Source organism: Bradyrhizobium sp. SZCCHNGR1005, from assembly GCF_032489995.1.
Lineage (GTDB): Bacteria > Pseudomonadota > Alphaproteobacteria > Rhizobiales > Xanthobacteraceae > Bradyrhizobium.
In genome coordinates this window covers 54,164-70,940 of the sequence record NZ_JAUEZC010000006.1, presented here as the reverse complement: position 1 = coordinate 70,940, position 16,777 = coordinate 54,164, and the positions used below count along the sequence as shown (strand labels likewise).

15 protein-coding genes, 1 tRNA gene and 1 riboswitch are annotated in these 16,777 nt (G+C 64.2%); of the genes, 10 read left to right on the top strand and 6 right to left on the bottom strand.

All coding sequences use genetic code 11. The features are described from left to right. The first annotated feature begins 228 nt into the window (after nucleotides 1–228). Nucleotides 229–2,091 (top strand): AMP-dependent synthetase/ligase, encoded by a 1,863-nt coding sequence (locus QXZ85_RS24050; RefSeq protein WP_316175060.1) that lies wholly within the window; start codon nucleotides 229–231, stop codon nucleotides 2,089–2,091. Between the two features lie 26 nt (nucleotides 2,092–2,117). Here QXZ85_RS24050 and QXZ85_RS24045 read toward each other — a convergent pair. Beyond that, nucleotides 2,118–2,191: transfer RNA gene (locus tag QXZ85_RS24045), tRNA-Gly, on the bottom strand. Nucleotides 2,192–2,422: 231 nt separating this feature from the next. Here QXZ85_RS24045 and QXZ85_RS24040 point away from each other — a divergent pair. From QXZ85_RS24040 to QXZ85_RS24015, 6 genes are all read left to right on the top strand, one after another. After that, nucleotides 2,423–2,848, top strand: a complete 426-nt coding sequence (locus tag QXZ85_RS24040) for an SPW repeat protein (RefSeq protein ID WP_315702773.1) — start codon at nucleotides 2,423–2,425, stop codon at nucleotides 2,846–2,848. Nucleotides 2,849–2,984: 136 nt separating this feature from the next. Next, nucleotides 2,985–3,557: a methylated-DNA--[protein]-cysteine S-methyltransferase gene (locus tag QXZ85_RS24035; protein ID WP_315745193.1), complete on the top strand. Its 573-nt coding sequence runs from the start codon at nucleotides 2,985–2,987 to the stop codon at nucleotides 3,555–3,557. A gap of 9 nt (nucleotides 3,558–3,566) precedes the next feature. Then, nucleotides 3,567–4,406: a helix-turn-helix transcriptional regulator gene (locus tag QXZ85_RS24030; RefSeq protein ID WP_315702771.1), complete on the top strand. Its 840-nt coding sequence runs from the start codon at nucleotides 3,567–3,569 to the stop codon at nucleotides 4,404–4,406. A gap of 51 nt (nucleotides 4,407–4,457) precedes the next feature. Further along, the gene (locus tag QXZ85_RS24025; protein ID WP_315745195.1) at nucleotides 4,458–4,817 is read left to right on the top strand and encodes a VOC family protein; all 360 of its coding nucleotides are present in this window, start codon (nucleotides 4,458–4,460) and stop codon (nucleotides 4,815–4,817) included. Nucleotides 4,818–4,832: 15 nt separating this feature from the next. Next, nucleotides 4,833–5,231, top strand: coding sequence for an SRPBCC family protein (locus QXZ85_RS24020; protein WP_315745196.1), 399 nt, complete (start codon nucleotides 4,833–4,835; stop codon nucleotides 5,229–5,231). Beyond that, nucleotides 5,228–5,755, top strand: a complete 528-nt coding sequence (locus QXZ85_RS24015; protein WP_315702768.1) for a hypothetical protein — start codon at nucleotides 5,228–5,230, stop codon at nucleotides 5,753–5,755. Before QXZ85_RS24020 ends, QXZ85_RS24015 begins: the two co-directional genes overlap by 4 nt. A gap of 18 nt (nucleotides 5,756–5,773) precedes the next feature. Here the strand turns inward: QXZ85_RS24015 and QXZ85_RS24010 are convergent, their stop codons facing one another. Continuing rightward, a complete protein-coding gene (locus QXZ85_RS24010; RefSeq protein ID WP_315702767.1) occupies nucleotides 5,774–6,880 on the bottom strand; it encodes a 2'-deoxycytidine 5'-triphosphate deaminase in 1,107 nt (368 codons plus the stop codon). 113 nt (nucleotides 6,881–6,993) lie between these two features. Continuing rightward, nucleotides 6,994–7,073, top strand: a riboswitch (SAM riboswitch). A gap of 73 nt (nucleotides 7,074–7,146) precedes the next feature. Between QXZ85_RS24010 and QXZ85_RS24005 the strand changes: the two genes are divergently transcribed. Next, entirely contained in the window at nucleotides 7,147–8,349 is a 1,203-nt protein-coding gene (locus tag QXZ85_RS24005) for an O-succinylhomoserine sulfhydrylase (RefSeq protein WP_315702766.1), read from the top strand. Nucleotides 8,350–8,460: 111 nt separating this feature from the next. Here the strand turns inward: QXZ85_RS24005 and QXZ85_RS24000 are convergent, their stop codons facing one another. The 3 genes from QXZ85_RS24000 to QXZ85_RS23990 form a co-directional block, all read right to left on the bottom strand. Beyond that, nucleotides 8,461–9,546, bottom strand: a complete 1,086-nt coding sequence (locus QXZ85_RS24000; RefSeq protein WP_315745198.1) for an SGNH/GDSL hydrolase family protein — start codon at nucleotides 9,544–9,546, stop codon at nucleotides 8,461–8,463. A 68-nt stretch (nucleotides 9,547–9,614) separates the two neighbouring features. After that, nucleotides 9,615–10,400 carry an SGNH/GDSL hydrolase family protein gene (locus QXZ85_RS23995; protein WP_316175042.1) on the bottom strand — a complete coding sequence of 262 codons (786 nt, stop codon included), beginning with the start codon at nucleotides 10,398–10,400 and terminating at the stop codon, nucleotides 9,615–9,617. Next, entirely contained in the window at nucleotides 10,400–11,662 is a 1,263-nt protein-coding gene (locus QXZ85_RS23990; RefSeq protein WP_315702763.1) for an OpgC domain-containing protein, read from the bottom strand. The genes QXZ85_RS23995 and QXZ85_RS23990 overlap by 1 nt, the downstream gene beginning before the upstream one ends. 326 nt (nucleotides 11,663–11,988) lie before the next feature. Between QXZ85_RS23990 and apaG the strand changes: the two genes are divergently transcribed. Beyond that, the gene (gene apaG, locus QXZ85_RS23985) at nucleotides 11,989–12,381 is read left to right on the top strand and encodes a Co2+/Mg2+ efflux protein ApaG (RefSeq protein WP_315702762.1); all 393 of its coding nucleotides are present in this window, start codon (nucleotides 11,989–11,991) and stop codon (nucleotides 12,379–12,381) included. Nucleotides 12,382–13,207: 826 nt separating this feature from the next. After that, on the top strand, nucleotides 13,208–15,535 hold the full coding sequence (locus tag QXZ85_RS23980; RefSeq protein ID WP_315745200.1) for a molybdopterin-dependent oxidoreductase: 2,328 nt from the start codon (nucleotides 13,208–13,210) through the stop codon (nucleotides 15,533–15,535). Between the two features lie 151 nt (nucleotides 15,536–15,686). Here the strand turns inward: QXZ85_RS23980 and QXZ85_RS23975 are convergent, their stop codons facing one another. Further along, complete coding sequence (locus QXZ85_RS23975) at nucleotides 15,687–16,685, bottom strand: Hsp33 family molecular chaperone (protein WP_316165030.1); 999 nt, start codon at nucleotides 16,683–16,685, stop codon at nucleotides 15,687–15,689. Nucleotides 16,686–16,777: the final 92 nt, after the last annotated feature.

Genomic DNA, 16,777 nt, shown 5'->3' with positions numbered 1-16,777 from the left:
CTACCTGGACCCCGGGGGCGGCCGCAAGGCTTTGCGCAGAGCGTGACAGCACGGTGCCTCCAATACCGCTCCTCTTATGCAAGTGCTTGGCTCCCATGTCGGAGATGAATGGCCGGACCGCTCCCGCTTGCGCTAGGTCAACATCAAGGCCACGGCCCTGCAAGAACTTGAGCTTCAAGCCGAGCGCCGCATCATTTCGAGGCAAGCGTGCAAGTCGAGACAAAACCGATCGCCCATTCATCCGAACCGGCTGACGATATCGACGGATTTTCCGGTGTCAGGACGCTGCCCGAATTGCTGCACTGGCGCGTGCGCCTGACGCCGGACAAGGAAGCCTATCGGCAGTTCGATCCGGACCAGGGCCGGTGGATGAGCTTCTCCTGGCGCGAGATCGACCGCGAGTTCGATCGCTTCAGGCGCGCGCTCGCCGCCGAAGGCCTCGGCAAAGGTGAACGCCTTGCGATCCTGATGCCGAACGGGATCGCACATGTCGCGATGGATCAAGCGGCGCTGTCGCGCGGCCTGGTCCCAGTGCCGATGCACGCGATCGATAACCCGGACAGCATCGCCTACATCCTCGCAGACTCGGGCGCACAATTACTGTTCGTGGATTCCGGCGCGCGCTGGAACGAGATCGTAGCGGTCGGCGATGCGCTTCCGACTCTCAGGCGAGTCGTGTGCGCGACTCTCGAGTCCACGCCGGAGCTTGCGAAGACCGACCCGCGCGTCATCAGCTTGGACGCTTGGCTTGCCGCCGCAGCGCCGACCGCCTTGCAGCCTCAAGAGGTTGCGGCGCAGCCCAGCGATCTTGCCGCCATCGTCTACACCTCGGGCACGACCGGGCGGCCGAAGGGCGTCACGCTCTCGCACCATAACGTCGTGGCGAATCTCAAGGCCATCCACCAGCTGCTCTCAGCCGAGCAGGACGATGTCTTCCTCTCGTTCCTGCCGCTGTCGCATACTTTCGAGCGCACCTGCGGCTATTATTATCCGATCGCGCTCGGCGCCTGCGTCGCCTATGCGCGTTCTGTGAAGCAGCTTCCCGAAGACCTGATCGCGGTGCGGCCGACGCTTCTGATCTCGGTGCCGCGAATCTATGAGCGCATCTATTCGCTGGTGCTGCATCATCGCGCGAGCGCCGGGCCGGTCGAGCGCGCCTTGCTCGATCTGACGCTCTCGATCGGCGGCCGGCGCTTCGATGCGCGCCAGTCCGGGGGCAAGGCCGCGTCATTGTTGGACCGTTTGGCGTGGCCGCTCCTGAACCGGCTCGTCGCCACCACCGTGCTCAAGCAATTCGGCGGACGCCTGCGCGTGGCCGTCAGCGGCGGCGCACCGATCGCCGAACCCGTGGTGCGGCTTTTCCTCGCGCTTGGGCTGGACGTGCTGCAGGGCTATGGGATGACCGAGACATCGCCCGTTGTCGCCGTCAACACGCCGGACGACAATGATCCACGCACGGTGGGACGCGCACTGCCGGGCATCGAGGTCAAGCTCGGCCAAAATGACGAGCTCCTGGTCCGCGGCCCCAGCGTGATGCTCGGCTATTGGCGCAAGCCGGAGGAAACCACCCGGGTCAAAGAGGCCGACGGCTGGCTGCATACCGGCGATCAGGCCCGCATCGAGAGCGGGCGCATCACCATCACTGGCCGGATCAAGGACATCCTGGTCACCTCGACCGGAGAGAAGATCGCCCCTGCAGATCTCGAAACCGCGATTCTGACCGACCCACTGTTCGATCAGGCGCTCGTCATCGGGGAAAATCGCCCATTCCTGGCCGCTCTCGTCGTGCTTAACCCAAAGGGCTGGGCCGAGCAGCAGAAGAAGCTCGCCGTGCATGGCCTGCGAGGCCCGGAGGTCGAGGCGGCGTCGCTGCTTCGGCACATCGCCCGCACCGTGAAAAGCTATCCGGCCTATGCGACGCCGAAAGCGGTGTGGTGGACACTCGAGCCCTGGACCATCCATGCCGGACTGATCACCCCGACGCTCAAGAACAAGCGCCCGGCGCTGGAGCGCCACTTCGCCAAGGAGATCGACGCCATGTACGCCAAACGGCCGGGAGCGGACAAGCCACTGTCCGGGCCCAAAGGCTAGGCCGGTCAGGGCCATCCGGGGCAAATTGGAGCGGGCGAAGGGAATCGAACCCTCGTATGCAGCTTGGGAAGCTGCCGTTCTACCATTGAACTACGCCCGCGCAGGCCCATGATTAGCCGAGACCGCGCTCTCCGCCAAGCGGCTTGTTGGCGGCGCGAACTTCTGCCCTTTCGAACACCCGGCGGCGGGACAGACGCCCCGCCGATCGCCTGATCTTGATCCGCCACATTACGAGGCGCTGGAACCAAAGTGGGACGCGGCGCTTGTGTAGCGTGAGGTCGTAAGCGGCTCTGTGTCATTGCCGCGATCGGCCGGGCACGGAGCCATATCCATGATCAGCCCCCTCATCGCCCGCAAGACCCGGGCCACGCTGTGGAGCCCATCGGCGCTCGACCTCTACACTTTGCTCTGCGGCATCTTCCTGGCGGCCTCCCCGTGGCTGTTCGGCTTCACCCGGGCGTCCGGGCGGCTGGATGCCGAAATCGGTGGCTACGCCCTGATCGCGCTATCCGCCGCCGGCGTCCTCGCCTTCGCAGATTGGGAGGAGTGGCTGAAGCTGGCGCTCGGTCTCTGGCTCATCGCCGCGCCTTGGCTGCTCGGCTTCGTCCATAGCTCCGCGATGCATGTCAGCATCTCGATCGGCCTGATCGTGACCTTCCTGACTCTCCTGGAGCTCTGGCTGGCCCACGACCCGGACTTTGCGGAGGACGCGCGGGCGGCTCGCGCCGCTGAGGCCGGGACATCACATCCAGATTGACACCACGCCGGTGCGGTTTAGCGGTCGCCCCCGATTGAGCCGCGCCCTGTCGCGGCGCATCATGTTTACAACTCGTACAAACCCGATGCGGCCAATCGTGACGAAGATATGATCCGTTCCAGGGTGGGGTGGCGTCATGGGGCGTGGGTATACGATCTTCGATACGGCGATCGGCCGCTGCGGCATTGCCTGGAGTGATGCCGGTGTCGTCGGAGTGCAATTGCCGGAGGCACGCGAGATCGAGACACGCCGGCGGCTATTCAAGCAATTTCCCGAAGCGCGCGAGCTTCGTCCGCCCGAAAATGCCGAACTTGCCATCGAGGGCATCGTCCTCATGCTGCGCGGCCAGCAGGCCGAGTTCGCCGATGTCAGCCTCGACATGACCGGCATCACGCCGTTCAACCAGCGCGTCTACGATTATCTCCGCCGCATCCCGCGCGGCGAAACGCGCAAGCCGGACGAGATCGCAGCCAGCCTGCATGTCACGGGCGCGCTGTATTCGGTCGCACAGGCGCTGACGAGGAATCCATTTCCGCTGATCGTGCCTTGCCATCGCGTGCTCGCCGGAGGAGGGATCGACAGGATCTCGCCCAACTGGGGCGCGATCTCCCAGCGTCGGCTGCTGTCGCTTGAAGGCGCAGCGCCGCAGACCGGCCTCACTTTGTTCGACGCCCTGCTCAAGGTTGATCACTCGCGCGCCGCTCACTAGGTTCGGGGGATGGCAACTTCCATCCTGCTCACTGGCCGTTCGGTTACGGTTTCCGCGTTCCGCTGCACCGCGGCTCCGGGCGAGCGGCCCTATGTCGAGCAGTTCGAAAGCCATTCCGTCTCCTACGTGCGCAAAGGCAGCTTCGGTTGCCACCACCGCGGCCGGTTCTTTGAGCTGGTCGCAGGCTCGGTCCTCATCGGACATCCCGGCGACGAGTTCATGTGTACGCATGACCACGTCTGTGGCGACGAATGCCTGTCGTTCTTTCTCGCACCCGAGCTGGTGCAGGAGATCGGCGGCAGCAAGGACGTCTGGCAGGCCGGCGCCGCACCTCCGCTGCCCGAGCTGATGGTGATCGGCGAACTCGCCCAGGCCGCGGCCGCGGGGAACAGCGACCTCGGCCTCGACGAGATCGGCCACGTGTTCGCCAGCCGGTTCGTTGCAAGCATCTCCGGCAAGCCGGCGAAACCAGCGGCGGCGACCGCGCGTGACCGCCGCCGTGCGGTTGAGACCGCGCTGTGGATCGATGCCAATTCGCATCGTGCCGTCGACCTCGAAAGCGCCGCGTACCAGGCTGGGGTCAGCCCATTCCATTTCCTCAGGCTGTTTGCGGCCGCACTCGGCGTCACCCCGCATCAATACCTGTTGCGCTCTCGGCTGCGCCATGCCGCGCAGAGGCTCAGCGAGGACGAGGCGCCCGTGACCGACATCGCCTACGATGTCGGCTTTGCCGATCTCTCTAACTTCACCCGCACATTCACCCGCGCAGCCGGCGTTTCGCCATTGAAGTTCCGCCAAGCATCAAGGGGCATGCGCAAGATTTTCCAAGAACGCCTGAGCCGCCATTGACTAGGTGATCGCCATGGCGCGCGACCGTTGCGCGCAACATGGAGATCATTGATGTACGATCATGTCGGTTTGCGGGTGAACGACCTTGAGGCAAGCGTGCGGTTCTACACGTCCGTGTTGGCGCCGCTTGGCCATGTGCTGTGCTCAAAGGATGAGACTTCGGCGGGCTTCGGCCCGAAAGGCGCTCCGGCGCTGTGGTTGCACCTCACCAGAGCCGAACGGCATGGCGGCGCACATGTCGCCTTCCGCGCGCCTGATCATGCAGCGGTGAGTAAATTCCACAGCGAAGGGCTCAAGGCCGGCGGAGCCGACAATGGCACGGCCGGACCGCGTCCCGATTACAGCCCGACCTATTACGCCGCCTTCCTGATCGATCTCGACGGCAACAACATCGAAGCGGTCTGCGTTTGAGCGGGAGGACGCATTATGGCATCCATTCACAAGGATATTCCGATTGACGCGCCGGCTGCTGCGGCATGGGACGCGGTGCGCGATTTCGCGGCGGTGCATATACGGCTTGCTCCAGGTTTCGTGCTCGACGCCAAACTCGACGATGATGTGCGTATCCTGACATTCGCCAATGGGAGCGTGGCACGCGAGAGGCTGGTCGACTGCGACGACGCGCGACGACGCCTCGTCTACTCCGTGGCCCACGAGCGCATCACCCAACACAGCGCCTCGGTCCAGATCGTCCCCGATGGCGAAACCCGCTGCCGGATGATCTGGATCACCGACGTGCTGCCGCATGAGATCGCCCCCTATATCGATGGGCAGATGGAGCTCGGTGCGGCAGCCATGCAGAAGGCGCTGGGAGGCAGCTCATGACCACATCGGCATTTCTCGACGCGCTCGGCGCTGACGGTCCGTCTGCCGATCGTGCCGACAAAATGGGCCTTTATGGCCGCTTCATCGGCTCATGGGATCTCGACGTCGTGCATTTCCCCGAGAATGCACCGATGCGGCGGCGCAATGGCGAGTGGCATTTCGGCTGGGTGCTCGAAGGCCGTGCCGTTCAGGATGTCTGGATCGTGCCACAGCGCGGGCAGCGGGACCGCGGCGATGGGCCGGGCCCTTACGGCACGACGCTGCGGATCTACGACACCAGGCTTGACGCCTGGCGCATCCAATGGTCCGAGCCGGTCGGCCAGATCTTTCTGCAGATGATCGGCCGTGCCGAAGGCGACGATATCGTGCAGCTCGGCACCGACGAGAACGGCCGGATGATCCGCTGGAGCTTTCGCGACATCACGGATCATTCGTTTCTCTGGCGTGGCGACAGCTCCACTGACGGGGGAACGAACTGGCGTCTCGTCACCGAGTTCAGGGCCATCCGCCGCAGCCGAACGTGAGCGCGCGCCCGACGTCGCCTACGGCCGGAAATGCTTCGACAGCTTCAGGCCCTGTGCCTGGTAGTTGGAGCCGATGCGCTGGCCATACAGCGCATCGGGCCGCGCCAGCATCCTTTCATAGACCAGGCGCCCGACGATCTGGCCATGCTCGAGGATGAACGGCACCTCGCGCGAACGCACTTCCAGCACCGCGCGGGAGCCCTGCCCGCCAGCACCGGCATAGCCGAAGCCCGGATCGAAGAAACCGGCATAGTGGACACGGAATTCGCCGACCAGCGGATCGAACGGCACCATCTCCGCGGCATAGTCCGGCGGGACCTGGACAGCTTCTTTCGAAGCGAGAATGTAGAATTCGCCGGGATCGAGAATGAGGCTGCCGTCGGGGCGCGCCTTGATCGGCTCCCAGAATTCCTCCACCGCATAACCGCCGCGGCGATCGACATCGACGACGCCCGTGTGGCGCTTGGCACGATAGCCGACAAAACCGCCCGCGTTCTCGCCGGACAGATCGACCGACAGCGCCACGCCGCCGGCCAGATCGGCATCATCGCGATCGACCAGCCGCTCGGCCTGATGCAGCGCATTCAGCTCATCGGCTGACAGCACCGCGTCACGATAGCGGAAGCGGACCTGCGACAGCCGCGAACCTTCGCGCAACAGAACCGGAAATGTCTTCGGACTGATCTCCGCATAAAGCGGTCCGTGATAGCCGGCGCCGATCATGTCGAAGCGGCGGGTGCCGTCGGCGATCACGCGCGTGAACACATCGAGACGGCCGGTAGAACTCTTCGGATTGGCCGCGGCGACGATGTCCTTGGGCAGCGCGAGGCTTTCCAACAGCGGCACGATGTAGACGCAATTGGTCTCGAGCACCGCGCCATCGGCAAGCGAGAATTCGTGCAGCTTCAGTTCGTCGATCCGTTCTGCCACGGTCGCGCCGGGCCCGGGCAGGAAGCTCGCGCGGACGCGGTAAGCGATGTCGCCCAACCTCAAATCGAGGCTGGCCGGCTGGATCTGGCTCTCGACGAAATCATATTCGGGGATGATCAGGCCGGCGTCCGCCATCTGCGCGATCAAGCGATCGGGCAGGATGCCATTGGCATCGGCGGCGAGCGAAAGCGGCAAAACCTGGTCCCTCGTGACTGGCTGGAATATCAGCCCTGCCCCTAAAACATAGGGGTTCTTACGCGTTATCCGATGGCCGGCTTGACGAAAAGGCTGGAGGCGACTAAGAGCACGACTTATCCCGTGGTGATTTGAGCCGGCCGGCTTGCAGCCACGTTAAACAAGTCGCTAAACAGGCCGGGGACCCATGTGATCCCGGCCGTGAGGAGAGCTCTCCCAGGCCGGTTTTTTGTGACCATTTTCCTGATGGTCATGATGGAGGTCATATGTCCAAATCTGCCGCCACCCCCTCGTTGACCCAATACCGCCCCGAGACCCGACTGGTGCATTCCGGCACGCTGCGGTCGGAATTCGGCGAGACTGCCGAGGCGCTGTTCCTCACCCAGGGCTTCGTTTACGCCAGCGCGGAGGAATGCGAGGCCCGGTTCAAGGGCGAGGATCCCGGCTTCATCTATTCGCGCTTCTCCAACCCGACCACGGCAATGTTCGAGCGCCGCATGGCCGAACTCGAGGGCGCCGAGACCGCCCGCTCCGCGGCCACGGGCATGGCGGCGGTGACCACCGCGATCCTGGCGCCGTTGCGCGCCGGCGACCATGTCGTCGCCTCGAAGGCGATGTTCGGCTCCTGCCGTTACGTGGTCGAGGACCTGCTGCCGCGCTACGGCATCGAATCCACCCTGGTCGACGGCCTCGATCTCGACCAGTGGCAGCGCGCGGTCAGGCCGAATACCAAGAGCTTCTTCCTGGAAAGCCCGACCAACCCGACGCTCGACGTGCTCGACATCGGTGCAATCGCCGAGATCGCGCATGCTCATGGCGCGCGGCTGATCGTCGACAACGTATTCGCCACGCCGATCTGGCAGAGCCCGCTGGCGCTCGGCGCCGACGTCGTGGTCTATTCCGCAACCAAGCACATCGACGGCCAGGGCCGCTGTCTCGGCGGCGTCATCCTGTCGTCGGAGGCCTTCATCGCCGAGCACATCCACAATTTCATGCGCCAGACCGGCCCGTCGATATCGCCGTTCAACGCCTGGGTGCTGCTGAAGGGCCTGGAGACGCTCGCGGTGCGCGTCCGCGCCCAGACCGAGACTGCGGCGAAGATCGCCGATGTCCTTGCGAGCCACCCGAAGATCTCGCGGCTGGTCTATCCCGGCCGCGACGATCATCCGCAGGCCGCCACCGTGAAGAAGCAGATGCGCGCCGGCTCCACGCTGGTGGGCTTCGAGGTCAAGGGCGGCAAGGCCGCGGCCTTCCGCGTGCTCAACGCGCTCAAGCTCGCCAAGATCTCCAACAATCTCGGCGATGCCAAGACGCTGGTCACCCATCCCGCCACCACCACCCATCAGCGGCTGACGCCGGAGGCCCGCGCCGAGCTCGGCATCAGCGAAGGCTTCATCCGCTTCTCCACCGGGCTCGAACATGTCGACGACCTGATCGCCGATCTGGATGCGGCGCTGGCGAAAGCGTGATCGCGAAGGGCGAGTAGGGAGTAGTAAGAAACCCCTATTCGCTGCTTGCCCTGTCGATCGAGATCCCGGGCCCGCGCGCGGACGTGCGCCCCGGGATGACGCCTGACGGCGTCACATCGGCCGATAGGTCAGGACGTCCGCCGGCAGGTTAACGCCGAGCTTGACCTGTCCGACCGACTTGATGATGTCGTCGCCGAGCAACTGCGCGAAACAGGCATAGCCCCAATCGTTCATATGCAGGCCGTCGGCGATGACGAAATCGTTGATCGGGATCGATTGCTGCTCGTGCCAATCGCGCATCACCTCGAAACGGGGAAAGATGCCGACGTGATGCAGCTCGGCGACATGGCTGAGCAGCTTGATCATCTTGTTGGCCCGCTCGGGACGTTCGATCACGCGCGGCGAATATTGCAGGTCGACCAGCACGATGTCGGCGCTCGCGGCCTGGATCTTCGCCACACCGTCGTCGACGAGCTTGGCCGTATCGGCGGGATCGAGATCGCGCAGCACCGCGTTGGTGCCGACCTGCCAGATCACGAGATCCGGATGCCGGTCGATAACCGAGTCCTGCAGCCGCTTCATCATCTCAGGGGCATCCTCGCCACCGATGCCGGCATTGATGACGCTGATGTCTGCCATCGGGTATTGCCGGCGCAACTGCGCGGCCAAGCGGTTCGGATAGGTGTATTCCGGCCCGCTCGATCCGTAACCCTGCGTGGACGAGGAGCCGAAGGCGACGATGACGACCGGCAGGCCGGAGGCGAGCTTGTTTGCCACATGGGGCAGCGAGCCAAACGACTTCGGCCCGCCCTTCGGCGGCAGGCAGGGCACGCGGTTCAGGATATCGCTGGCGGATTTGGCAACCTGCTTGACCCTGTCGATGGCCCTTTCGGTGAAGCTCTTCGGCGCGGCCGGATTGGCAGCTGAGGATGACTGAGGGACCAAGCCGGACGTGCCAGGCGAGGTCGCCGGCTGCGGGTTCGGAGCTTGGACGGCCGGCCCCTGATGCATGACCGCAACCTGCGCCGGAGACGGCTTCTGAGCCGCGCCCGTTGCGAGGTGCCCAATGGTCGGCTTCAGCTCCGGCGTCGGCGACACTTGCGCCTCACCAGACGGCGCTGGCGCGGTCTGGGCCGCAGCCTGGTTCACAGTCTGCGCATGGAGCGATGGTGTCGAAATGGCGAGAGCGATCGCCATGAGAGTCGACGAGGTCAACCCTCGAACTACGCGTTGACAACTCATTAACGTCATAAACCCCAGAGATCCTAATTCTGCTGCGCCGGTCCCAGTTGGGCCGCATCGATGATGAATTTCGAGAGCGCCCGGCCGATGCAATCGTGAACCTGTTTGGCAAGCTCGATCCCGTGCGTCGGATTGAACAGGTCGAAATTGCCCTGCTCGTTCCACTGCCGCATGATCGCGAACCGATCGAACAGCGGCACGTCGCGCTCCTGCGCGACGACGCGCATGTTGTCGATGTAAGGCGGCACGGAAATCATGGTTTCGGTGCGCGGACTATATTGCAAATTCATCAAGACCACGTCCGCCCCCGCGTTCTGCAGCTCCGTCACGCCCTTGTTGACCGCCGCGCGAAAGTCATCCGGATCGATGGCTCGCATGGCATCGACCGTCCCCGTCTGCCAGATCACCAGATTAGGCTTTTTTCCTTCCAGCACCTTAACGAAGCTGCCGGCCATCTCCTCGGCCGTCCTCTTCGGCTGCAATTCGACGGCAAGATTAACGGTGACCAAAGGAAGTTTTTCCTTCAGGGCAGCCTGCAGCCGAAAGGGATAGGCGTTGTTGTCCGATGTGCTCACGATCGCCGAGGAGCGGCTGCCGAGCACCAGGATATCGAGCGGCTGGCCGTTCTTCACCGCATCGGCAACCTTCGTCAGCCGGCTTTCGGTGGCGAGCAGATAGGGCGGTACCTCGCAGTTCGGGGCGGCGTTTTCCTCGGCGCGCGCCGCCGTCGCCAGCATCATCGCCAGCATCAGGAGCACGAGCCTCGCGAGCCCGTCCATTGGTCGCCTTAACCACGAGACGGACTGCATCAGCCCCCTCCCGCCATATCGGCATTCGCAAGCGCAGCCTTTCGCGGTGCGCTCTTGTCCGCAACGTTTTTGTACCATGAAATCAGCGAGGCAACCCCCCACATGATGAGGATCCCGCTGAGACTAATCAGCGCGTGCATGAGCGGGCCCCCGGACACTTCGGCAAGAATGAAGTGCCCTGCGAATGCAAGGAACACGCCGAGGCAGAAGATCTCCAGCGAATGCTGGCCGCACACGATCAGAGGCTTCAACCACCGCGACTTCAGGCCAGGCCAGTCCCTCGGCAAGTAGTGCACGGTGAGTGCGGCGAGCGCCAGGAAATGCGCAAAGCGCAGCACGTCGAGGTCTGTCTTGTCGATCGGATACATCCACTGCTCGAGCCGGCGCGGCAATAGATGGCCGAACTGCGGGATGTACCAAGTGAGCGTCACGAAGAACGCCGCCAATAGATAGGCAGCGCAGATCCAAAGTGTAATGGGCGAATTCAGAATGCGGGTCATGCGTCTGGCGCCGCCGAGCGCGCACCAGGCCCCGAACACGAACAGCAACTGCCAAGCCAACGGGTTGAACGCCCAGAAGCCGTTCGGATAGGCCGACAGATACAGGTCGAATTCCCAGGTCACGGCATAGAGCACGGCCGATAGACCTAGCGTCAGGTCCGGCTTCCAGCGCATCAGCGACAGGATCAGCGGCAGGAACAGCATCAGCACGATATAGAGCGGCAGCACGTCCATGTTGACGGGACGAAAGCGCAAGATCAGCGCCTGCACGATCGTCACATCGGGCTGCTTCAAGAAATCCATGATCCCCATCTCTTCGGTGTAGAGCGGGTTCTCGAAGCTGGTCGCGACGTAGGAGATTTCGGCCAGAAAGATCGTGAACAGGAAGACATGCGCGACGTAGATCTGCCAGACGCGGCGCAGGATGCGTGCAGTCGCGACCACGACGCCGGACTCCTGCATCGCCCGCCCGTAGACGAAAGCGGCGGTATATCCGGAGATGAAGATGAAGATCTCGGTGGCGTCGGAAAAGCCGTAGTTCCGGATCGTGAACCAAGTCAGAAGATTGGGCGGCAGGTGATCGATGAAGATCAACCACAGTGCGAGTCCACGAAACAGATCCAACCTGAGCTCGCGCTCGCCGGCCGGGGGAAAGGTGATCGCGGGCGCCGACGAGGCGGCCGGCATCGCCGGCGCCAGCGCGGGCGCTGCAGCCGCTTCGGGAACCGTAGGTCCGGCAAGGCGATCAGCAATCGACGTCATCAGGCACCGCGTCAACTCGTGCTCCGGCAGCGGGAATGTAGGCTTGCGCAATTTTTGCGCAAGCGATGAAGGGCTTATTGGGCGGCGACGCACCCGGCTGCGGTGCAGTCGCCACGGGATTGTTGCGATCCCGTCACGCAACACCAGGGGGATACCGTCGCCGTCAGCCCTCGCCGCGTGTGGCGCCCTGGTGCCACCGTGGCGGCCCGGGCTCGCCCTAAGGCTGCTACGGTTTCTACACCATAGGTCTCATGATCCGGAACTGTGGTCAACGCGCGTTCGCACGGTGTTTGGTTCCCGCCCAACTTTCCGCTAAACTGATTTGCATGTACCGCGCTGTGACTCGCCAGATCGAAGTGACCGTCGAACCGAACTTCTTGCCGGAAAAGTCGTCGGCCGATGATGGCCGCTATTTCTGGTCCTATACCGTCGTGATCACCAATACCGGCGAGGAGACGGTCCAGCTGCGCGGCCGGCACTGGATCATCACCGATGGCTCCGGGCGGCGGCAGGAGGTTCGTGGCGAGGGCGTGGTCGGCGAGCAGCCCGTGCTCGCGCCCGGCGAGCATTTCGAGTACACCTCCGGCGTACCGCTCACCACGGCTTCGGGCTTCATGGCAGGTCACTACGAGATGGAGAGCGAAAGCGGCGAGCGCTTCGAGATCGAAGTGCCGGCTTTCTCCCTCGACAGTCCCTACGGCAAGCGAGTGTTGAATTAGCTCGCGGTCTTCGCCGAGCCGTCGTCGTCCGGCTTGACCGGGAGATTCAGTATTCGAAAGAGCGCAGTTATCGACCGAGAAGCTCGGCGTCACTGGATGCGTTGCCTTCGCGGGGCATGACGAAAGAGCACAGGTCGGCTTCATTGTACTTTCCGACGAACATGCACTCGCATTCTCGCGGCGCATCGCGTCCGAGCTTTACTGATCAGGTCACCCTCTTCATAAGCAGAGGGCACAGGGAAGGCCGGGAGCTCGCCGCCCCCATGGCCCGCCTGCAGAAAGAAATGCAGGCGGCAGTCACCACAGGTTCGGCTGAGGACATCCCGGCCTTCCCTGCGCAATGGTTTTAACGGCTGCTTCGTACTCTCCCTGGTGCGCCGGGCTTTTTGGCCACCATTTCCGCGCGAAGCGAAGCTTCGTCGCGTCCGCGACAACGCGTAAGACGCGTTGCGCGGGGCATCAGCGTCGGGATGCCAGGACCATACGACTTGACCGTCCGCCGCACCGCCAGTCGTCTTGCGCTTCATAGCGCCCGACGATGCCACGTCCATCGCATCCCGCACTCGACGTTCGTGACGACGCGTACGCCCCTCTTGTGAGGCGGGACGCGGGAGAATGTGAACTTGATTTGCCCGACGACACAAGCGGACGCGCGTGCGGCAGATTGGCACGACGGGCAGTGGCCGGAGAAACGCGATCACAGAACCTCGGCCTCCCGCAAATCCCCGATCAAATGCTCGATGGCCGTCGGAGGCGGCTTGTTGATATGACAATCATCATGTAAAATGATCCGCGTCCGCATGGAAAACAGCGGTGGAGGAGCGCGATGTCCAAGCCCCAATGGCAAAAATCCGCCTGCAATATCTGCTACGTCAATTGCGGCGTCGAAATGCTGGTCGAGGACGGCCGCATCGCCAAGGTGCGTGGCGATCGCGAGAACCCGAAATCGCAGGGATACATCTGTAACAAGGCGGCGCGCATTCCCTATTATGCGCATCACAAGGACCGGCTGACTTCCCCGCTCCGGCGGCGTGCGGACGGCGGGTTCGACGCGATCGACTGGGACACGGCAATCACCGAGATCGCGGCGCGCCTGCGCGAAATCGTGGACCGGCACGGCGGCAAGAGCATCGCGCTCTATGGCGGCGGTGGCCAGGGCAACCACGCCGGCGGCGCCTACGCCAACGCGGTGCTGCGGACGCTGGGATCGCGCTCGGTGTTCAACGCGCTGTCACAGGAGAAGACCGGGGACTTCTGGGTCAACGGCCACATGTTCGGCAGCCAGATCTGCCACACCGCGGAGGACGTGCATCATTGCGATCTTCTGTTCGTGATCGGCGCCAATCCGTGGGTCGCCCACGGCTTCCCCAACGCGCGCGACCATCTGAACCAGATCCGCAAGGACCCGAATCGCAAGCTGATCGTGATCGATCCGCGCCGCACCGAGACCGCCGAGATGGCCGATCTGCATCTCGCACTGCGCCCAGGTGCGGACGCGTTCCTGCTCGGCGCGATCCTGGGCACGCTCGTCCGCCGCGATGCGCTCGACCACGACTTCCTGCAGCATCACACGACAGGCTTTACCGAGGTGAAGGCCGCGCTGGCACGCATTCCGATCGCCGAATGGGCCGCAGCCGCCGAGATTCCGCTCGAGCAGATCGAGCGCTGCGTCGACATGATCGTGGCGGCGAAGGCGATGACCGTTCGCGTCGAGCTCGGCATCCAGCAAGGCGTCAACTCGACGCTCAACTCCTATCTGGAGAAGCTTCTGATCATGCTGACCGGCAGTTTCGGCCGGAAGGGCACCAACCAGTTGCATTCGTGGCTGCAGCCGCTCTGGAGCAATTCGCCCAACCAACGCTATGCGCCGGCCGACACCGAGATCATTGCCGGGCTGTTGCCGCCGAACCTGCTGCCGCAGGCAATCCTGAGCGATCACCCGGAACGGCTGCGCTGCCTCTGGGTCGACAGCTCCAACCCAGCCAACACCGTAGCCAACACAGCAGAAGTGGAGAGGGCCTTGTCCGCGCTCGATCTCTGCGTCGTGGTCGACGTCGCGATGACCGAGACAGCGCGGCTGGCGCATTACGTGCTGCCGGCTTCCTCGCAATACGAGAAGACCGAGTTCACGCTATTCAATTTCGAATTCCCGACCAACTACCTCCATGTGCGCGCGACCGTGCTGCCGCCGCTGCAAGGCACGCTGCCGGAGCCCGAGATCTACAGTCGCCTCGCCCGTGCGCTCGGCCTCTTGCCTGGCGACAATGTGCTGGCACCGCTGCGTGAGATCGCGAGGCAATCGCGAAGCGACTTCGCCACGGCACTGCGCAGCTTCATCGGCGCCAATCCGCAAGCCGCATCGCTCGGCGCGCTGATCCTGTATCACACGCTCGGCGCCACACTGCCCGACGGCACGGCCGCGGCGGCGCCGCTCTGGCAGGCGGCACAGATGTGCGCGAAGCGCGACCCGCAAGTCGTGCGGCGCGCGCTTGGCCCTGACAGGCCGATCGCAGATCATGAGCTGGGCGATGCGCTGTTCGATGCCATCGTCGGCTCGCGCAGCGGCGCCGCGATCACCACGCACGCTTACCAGGAGGTGTGGTCGCTCGTTGCCCATCCCGACCGCAAGATCCGGCTGGCTATCCCGGCGCTGCTGGATTGGCTCGATCGGCTCGATCCTGCTCAGACGACCGCGCCTGAGGACTATCCGTTCGTGCTCGCGGCCGGGCAGCGGCGCATGTTCAACGCCAACCAGATCTTCCGCGATCCGGCTTGGCGGCGCGCCGACCCGGACGGGGCGCTGTTGGTCAATGTGCACGATCTCGAGGCGCTCGGGGCCGGCGATGGCGAATGGATCGCGGTCCGCTCACCGGCGGGACGGGTGGTGGTCCGCTGCAAGGCGGACGACAGCATTCGCCAGGGCCAGCTCGCGCTACCGCACGGCTATGGCCAATCCTATCCCACGGACGACGGAGAGCGACTGAGCAACGGCCCGCGCATCAATACGCTGACCGACAGCCTCAACCGCGATCCAATCGCCGGCACGCCTTATCACAAGCACGTCGCGGTGCGGCTGGAGCGGCTGACCCCGGCCGAAGCCGCGGCCGCCGAGGCGCGCTCGCAACGAATTCATGGAGCGGGGACGACGATGTGACGATGCCATGAGCTGGGCTGCCTCCGCGTCGTTGCGAGGAGCCGGAGGCGACGAAGCAATCCAGAATCGTGGAAGCGGGTCTCTGGATTGCTTCGCTCCGCTCGCAATGACGAAGGCAGCAGCGCGCGGACTCATTCGCGCAAAGCGCGAACTAATTCTCCGTTACGCCGGCTTCGTGCGGCGTGAACTGATAGACCGAGGAGCAGAACTCGCAGGTGACCACGACCTCGTCGTCCTTCACCATGTCGGCGCGGTCCTGGGCTGAGAAGCTCTTCAGCATGTTCGCCACCGCATCGCGCGAGCAGGAGCAGCGCGCCTGCAAGGGATGCTCCTTGAACACGCGCACGCCACGCTCGTGGAACAGCCGATACAGCAGGCGTTCGCCCGACAGCGCGGGATCGATCAGTTCGACATCCTCGACAGTCGCGACCAGCGACTGGCCCTCGACCCAGGCCTCGTCCTCCTCGACCGTGTGGACCTCGGTACCCTCGGGCGCATCGCCCGGATGCAGATCGGCCTGCCGCGCACGCTCCGGCGCCTTCGGCAGAAACTGCGTCAACAGCCCACCGGCGCGCCAACGATGCTTGCCGCCGCTCCATTCCTCGCCGACCGCAAGCCGCACGCGGGTCGGGATCTGTTCGGAGCGCAGGAAATATTCGTGCGCGGCCTCTTCCAGGCTGCCGCCGTTGAGCGCGACCAGACCCTGGTAGCGGCTCATGTCCGGCCCCTGATCGATCGTCATCGCCAGATGGCCCTTGCCGAGCAGGGAGCCGGAATCCTTGGCCTCGGACAGCCGGGCTTCGTCATAGCGCGCATAGGCGCGCAGCCGGTCAGGCGCCTGGAAGTCGACCACCAGGAACGAGACCGGGCCGTCGGTCTGGGTCTGCAGGATGAAGCGACCCTCGAACTTCAGGGACGAGCCGAGCAGGGTCGTCAGCACGATCGCCTCGCCCAGCAGCTTGCCGACGGGCGCGGGATAAGCGTGCTTGGTCAGGATATCGTCGAGCGCCGGCCCCATGCGGGTCAGCCGTCCCCGCAGATCCAGCGCTGCGACCTCGAACGGCAGCACGGCGTCGTCGACCGGCACGGCCGACGGCGCGCGGATATCGCTTTGAAGTTTGATTTCAATGTCGGGAGAATTGGCCATCATGGGCCTCTAGATGGGGTCGATGATAGTAAATGGAAAGGGGCGATGGACCTCTGCTCTCGCGCCGAGCTCAGTGCACCCTCTCCCCTTGTGGG

What these genes read in the sequence shown, in the direction of transcription:
- QXZ85_RS23995 (WP_316175042.1), bottom strand. Translation starts at nt 10,400, where the DNA reads ATGCAGTCCGTCTCGTGGTTAAGGCGACCAATGGACGGGCTCGCGAGG.
- QXZ85_RS24025 (WP_315745195.1), top strand. Translation starts at nt 4,458, where the DNA reads ATGTACGATCATGTCGGTTTGCGGGTGAACGACCTTGAGGCAAGCGTG.
- QXZ85_RS23990 (WP_315702763.1), bottom strand. Translation starts at nt 11,662, where the DNA reads ATGACGTCGATTGCTGATCGCCTTGCCGGACCTACGGTTCCCGAAGCG.
- QXZ85_RS24040 (WP_315702773.1), top strand. Translation starts at nt 2,423, where the DNA reads ATGATCAGCCCCCTCATCGCCCGCAAGACCCGGGCCACGCTGTGGAGC.
- QXZ85_RS23980 (WP_315745200.1), top strand. Translation starts at nt 13,208, where the DNA reads ATGTCCAAGCCCCAATGGCAAAAATCCGCCTGCAATATCTGCTACGTC.
- QXZ85_RS24035 (WP_315745193.1), top strand. Translation starts at nt 2,985, where the DNA reads ATGGGGCGTGGGTATACGATCTTCGATACGGCGATCGGCCGCTGCGGC.
- QXZ85_RS24030 (WP_315702771.1), top strand. Translation starts at nt 3,567, where the DNA reads ATGGCAACTTCCATCCTGCTCACTGGCCGTTCGGTTACGGTTTCCGCG.
- QXZ85_RS24000 (WP_315745198.1), bottom strand. Translation starts at nt 9,546, where the DNA reads ATGGCGATCGCTCTCGCCATTTCGACACCATCGCTCCATGCGCAGACT.
- QXZ85_RS24005 (WP_315702766.1), top strand. Translation starts at nt 7,147, where the DNA reads ATGTCCAAATCTGCCGCCACCCCCTCGTTGACCCAATACCGCCCCGAG.
- apaG (WP_315702762.1), top strand. Translation starts at nt 11,989, where the DNA reads ATGTACCGCGCTGTGACTCGCCAGATCGAAGTGACCGTCGAACCGAAC.
- QXZ85_RS24020 (WP_315745196.1), top strand. Translation starts at nt 4,833, where the DNA reads ATGGCATCCATTCACAAGGATATTCCGATTGACGCGCCGGCTGCTGCG.
- QXZ85_RS24015 (WP_315702768.1), top strand. Translation starts at nt 5,228, where the DNA reads ATGACCACATCGGCATTTCTCGACGCGCTCGGCGCTGACGGTCCGTCT.
- QXZ85_RS23975 (WP_316165030.1), bottom strand. Translation starts at nt 16,685, where the DNA reads ATGATGGCCAATTCTCCCGACATTGAAATCAAACTTCAAAGCGATATC.